Consider the following 3,801-nt stretch of genomic DNA (forward strand, 5'->3'; position numbering starts at 1 on the left):
TTTGATGTGTGTTTGCGCTCTATTACCCGGCCTAGGCCGGGTTTTTTTATCAGGGCACCGCTGTTAGTGCCGGCGGGCTGATCGCTCGTGCGATTTCAGCCGCCAATTGTGCCGTCGCTACGCTTAAGGCTGCAACCAGCGCATCGTAACCATCACCTTGCTGCGGCGTGCGGATATCGAATGGCCGGCTTAGTTGTGGCGTGCCTTTTTCATCCAGCAGGCTATAGCGCCCGGCAAGGCGGGCATGACCCTGATAGCTGCCGTTAAATTGCTCGACGGTCAGCCTGATCTTGACGGGCTTGCCGGTGGGCGTGGTCATGGCCGCCGGCAACAGCCGGCTCAGTCTGGCAGCCAGGTTGCGCGCCAGTATCTTGTCGGGTGACTCGGCCCACTGGTGGTACTGGGCCAGATTGACCTCTACTTCGCTCGTCTGGTAGACGATGGCGGGGCCAGACAGGTAGTCGGGCAGTTTGACGTCGAGCAGCAGGCCCGCACTGCTACTGGCATCGGGTTTGGCGGCGACGTCTTGCAGCAGGTAGTAGCTGACCTTGGGGGCGCTGCTGCAAGCGGCCAGCGTCAATAATAGTGGAAACAACAGAATGCTGCGCTTCATGGGCGGGCTCCCTTGGGGGTCGGGTCGGGGGTGCTGCGGTCAAATAGCAGCGCATTCGGGCTTTCATTCAGGGTGCGCACCACTGGCCTGGCTTCCTGCAGCAAGGCGCCCAGTCTGCCCAGCACCTGACTCAGCTCGCTATAGGCCACCGAGCCTTTGGAGAAACCGTCCAGCGTCGTACCCAGCTTGGCGAGGGTCTGGCGCAATTCGGCCGGCAGTGCTTGCGCATCCGGGCTACTGACCAGTCCATTGAGCGACTGGGCAAGCTTGCCCGCTTCGCTGGCCGCGATGCGGGTTTCCCCCATGGCGGCACTGGCGCCTTCCAGCGTCTGCTCGAGCTTGAGGGCATTCAGCTTGTCCAGCAAGGCCACCACCTTGTTTTCGATCTGTGACAGCCCGCCGCTATTGCTGGTCGGGAAAACATGGTAGCCGCGGTAGGGCTTGGGCAGGGCGCGGCCACGTTTGCCGGAAAAGTCGACATCGACGAATAAGGCGCCACTGAGCAGGTTGCCGGTCTTGAGCTTGGCGACCATGCCTTCCTTGATCGCCTGCTCGATGCGTGCCTGCCAGAAAGCCTGCGAGCGCTCGCCGGTTTCGCCATCAAAGCGGCCCACCTCGATTTTCAGTAGCACCGGAATGCCAAGCTTGGCGGACTTGCTGGCGGAGAGTTGCGGTGTAAACAGCGGCACGGCGGCGACCGTGCCGATACGGATGCCGCGGTATTCGACCGGGGCACCGATTTGCAGGCCGCGTACCGATTCGTCGAATAGCGCAACAAACGGCAATTGCTGTTCGTAATAGAGGTTGGCTGCCTTTTCTTCGCTGGCATACAGCGCAAACTTGCTCTGGTTGGCCACGCGCCCGCCTAACTCGTGCCCGACGGGGACATCAAATGAAATGCCGCCACCAAGCAAGGTGGCTAATGAACCGACATTGACCGAAATGCCGTTGGCCGACAGGTTGAAGCCGACACCGCTGCTGAGCCAAAAGCGCGAGTTGGCGGTAACCAGTTGGTCGTAAGGGCGTTTGATAAACAGTTGGTAACGCATTTCACGCGCGGCGGTATCGAATTCTGCTTTTTCGATGCGACCCACTTCAAAGTGCTGGAACAAGACCGGGTCGCCGACATTGAGCGTTTTGACATCGCGCGCATTGAGTTGCAAACGTAGGCCGGGTACGTCCGGGCCGGTAATGGGCGGGCTGGACAGTACCTTGAATTCGCGATTCATATCACCGCTTTTGCCCGGCTGAAACTGGATGTAGACGCCGGACAGTAGTGTCGATAGCCCGCTGACGCCGCCATTTTCTACCCGTGGCCGTACCACCCAGAACTGGCTGTCGGCGTACAGCATGGACGCGGTACTTTTATCCAGCTGAGCCTTGACGATAACCGCCTTGTAGTCGGCGGCAAGGCTGACTTCGGTGACTTTGCCGATATTCACATCGAGGATCTTGATCTGGGTCTTGCCGACGTCTATGCCTTCGGCCGAGGACAGGTGCAGGGTGATTTGCGGGCCCTGATTGCTCCAGGTGGTGTACACCATCCACAGGCCGGCGATCAGCGCGACGATGGGCACTATCCACACCAGAGAGAGTTGGCGCAATTTGGCCACACGGGCGACGGGCGGAGTGGGGGCCACGGGTTCAGTCATGGGCGGGGCTTTCCTTGTGTATGCGTTTATCCCAGATCAGACGGATATCAAAACTCATGGCGGCGAGCATGGTGAAAATGACCACGCCGGTAAAGGATAGGGCTGCGATGCCGGGGTAGACCGACATGACCTTGCCCATGCGAACCAGCGCCACCAGAATGGCAACGACAAATACGTCGACCATGGACCAGCGCCCTATCAGTTCGGTGATGCGGTACAACTGGGTATAGCGGCGGGCACTGGCACTGGCCCCCGCACCTTTGCGTGCATAGGCGGCGCAACACAACAGGGTCAATGCCGAAAATTTGGCAATGGGTACCAGGATGCTGGCAATAAAGATGATAAATGCAATTGGGTAGGAGCCCAGATTCCACATGATGACCACGCCTTCGAGTATGGTCGAGGCCTCGTTGCTGCGCAGGCTCTCGGTCAGCATGATGGGGTAGATATTGGCCGGAATGTAAAGCAAGGCGGCGGTCACCAGCAAACCCGCCGTCAATTGCAGGCTGCGTGGCCGGCGCGGGCTTAAATGGTGCTGGCAGCGCATGCAGCGTGTGGCTGCGGCCGGGTTGCGTTTGCCACAGCTGCGGCAACAGAGGCCGGTTTGCTGCCAGTTTTCGGCCGGGTCTTCACCGTAAAGCTTGTCCAACTGGTAGTTAAGCCAGTGTTCGTCGATCAGTGCAGCGGTCTTGGTCAGCGTTAAACTGAACAGCAGCAGGCTCCAGAACGACAGACCGAACTGGATTTCGGCCAGCGAGACGAGCTTGATCATGCTAACCAGTATCGCCAGCGCAAATACGTCCACCATCATCCACGGCCGGCTGGAGGCTGCCAGTTGGGTCGCCGAGCGCAGGCCTATCCAGCGTTTTTGCAGGCGCAAAGCCAGATAGACATACGAGGTGGCGGCCAGAAACAAGGCCGGTGTAAACAGCAGTACCAATAGCAGCAGGTCGGCGATCAGGGCGAAGTCTTCATGGAACAGGGTTTCGGCGCTGCTTAAAATAGTGATCTGCTGGTGCACCCCCTCTACCGTCATGCCGATCAGCGGGAAGGAAAAACTGAGCAGCAAAAAAACCAGTGCGGCCAGCGCATAGGCCAGCGGCGCATCGAAAGCGCGTAGCGGAATGCGGCACAGCACATCGTTGCAGCGCGGGCAGCGTGCCAGTTGGCCGCCATAGAGTAGCGGCACGGTCAATTCAAGGTCGCAGTGCGGGCACTGGGCGCGGTGCGCGGGGAGCTGAGGATCTAGCGCCGGCATGATGCGCCAAGTGTGGCGAAGATAAGATTGATAATCATGGACACGTGCTGGGCAGTCAGAATTTCTGGTTATTCAAATGATATATTCTAGGGCATCTACATCGCTGCTGTCAGAACGGATTGCCAAACGGCGCAAACGCACCGCCGGGAAGGCAGGGCAGACACTGAAGTGCTGCGTGCTATTTTCTGCTTTCCAGTATGCGGCTTGACCGTTAACATCCTTGCCTCTCTTTAGGTCTTTGTGGAGTTTGCATGTCGTCCCCAGCCCGTCTTCCCGCC

At 59.0% G+C, this 3,801-nt stretch carries 4 protein-coding genes; all 4 read right to left on the minus strand.

What is annotated here, in order from left to right:
* Positions 1–49: 49 nt before the first annotated feature.
* The gene (locus ACRC1E_RS10940; RefSeq protein ID WP_438515130.1) at positions 50–613 is read right to left on the minus strand and encodes a PqiC family protein; all 564 of its coding nucleotides are present in this window, start codon (positions 611–613) and stop codon (positions 50–52) included.
* The gene (pqiB, locus tag ACRC1E_RS10945; RefSeq protein ID WP_438515131.1) at positions 610–2,265 is read right to left on the minus strand and encodes an intermembrane transport protein PqiB; all 1,656 of its coding nucleotides are present in this window, start codon (positions 2,263–2,265) and stop codon (positions 610–612) included. Before pqiB ends, ACRC1E_RS10940 begins: the two co-directional genes overlap by 4 nt.
* Positions 2,258–3,523: a PqiA/YebS family transporter subunit gene (locus ACRC1E_RS10950; RefSeq protein ID WP_438515132.1), complete on the minus strand. Its 1,266-nt coding sequence runs from the start codon at positions 3,521–3,523 to the stop codon at positions 2,258–2,260. The genes pqiB and ACRC1E_RS10950 overlap by 8 nt, the downstream gene beginning before the upstream one ends.
* A gap of 72 nt (positions 3,524–3,595) precedes the next feature.
* Positions 3,596–3,801: hypothetical protein (locus ACRC1E_RS10955; RefSeq protein WP_438515133.1), on the minus strand; the 206-nt coding region annotated here is incomplete at its 5' end.

This window comes from Craterilacuibacter sp., assembly GCF_051659485.1.
GTDB lineage: Bacteria > Pseudomonadota > Gammaproteobacteria > Burkholderiales > Chromobacteriaceae > Craterilacuibacter.

Bases quoted from the DNA above. Each gene is read 5' to 3' on its own strand.
- ACRC1E_RS10940 (WP_438515130.1), bottom strand. From the start codon at position 613: ATGAAGCGCAGCATTCTGTTGTTTCCACTATTATTGACGCTGGCCGCT.
- ACRC1E_RS10950 (WP_438515132.1), bottom strand. From the start codon at position 3,523: ATGCCGGCGCTAGATCCTCAGCTCCCCGCGCACCGCGCCCAGTGCCCG.
- pqiB (WP_438515131.1), bottom strand. From the start codon at position 2,265: ATGACTGAACCCGTGGCCCCCACTCCGCCCGTCGCCCGTGTGGCCAAA.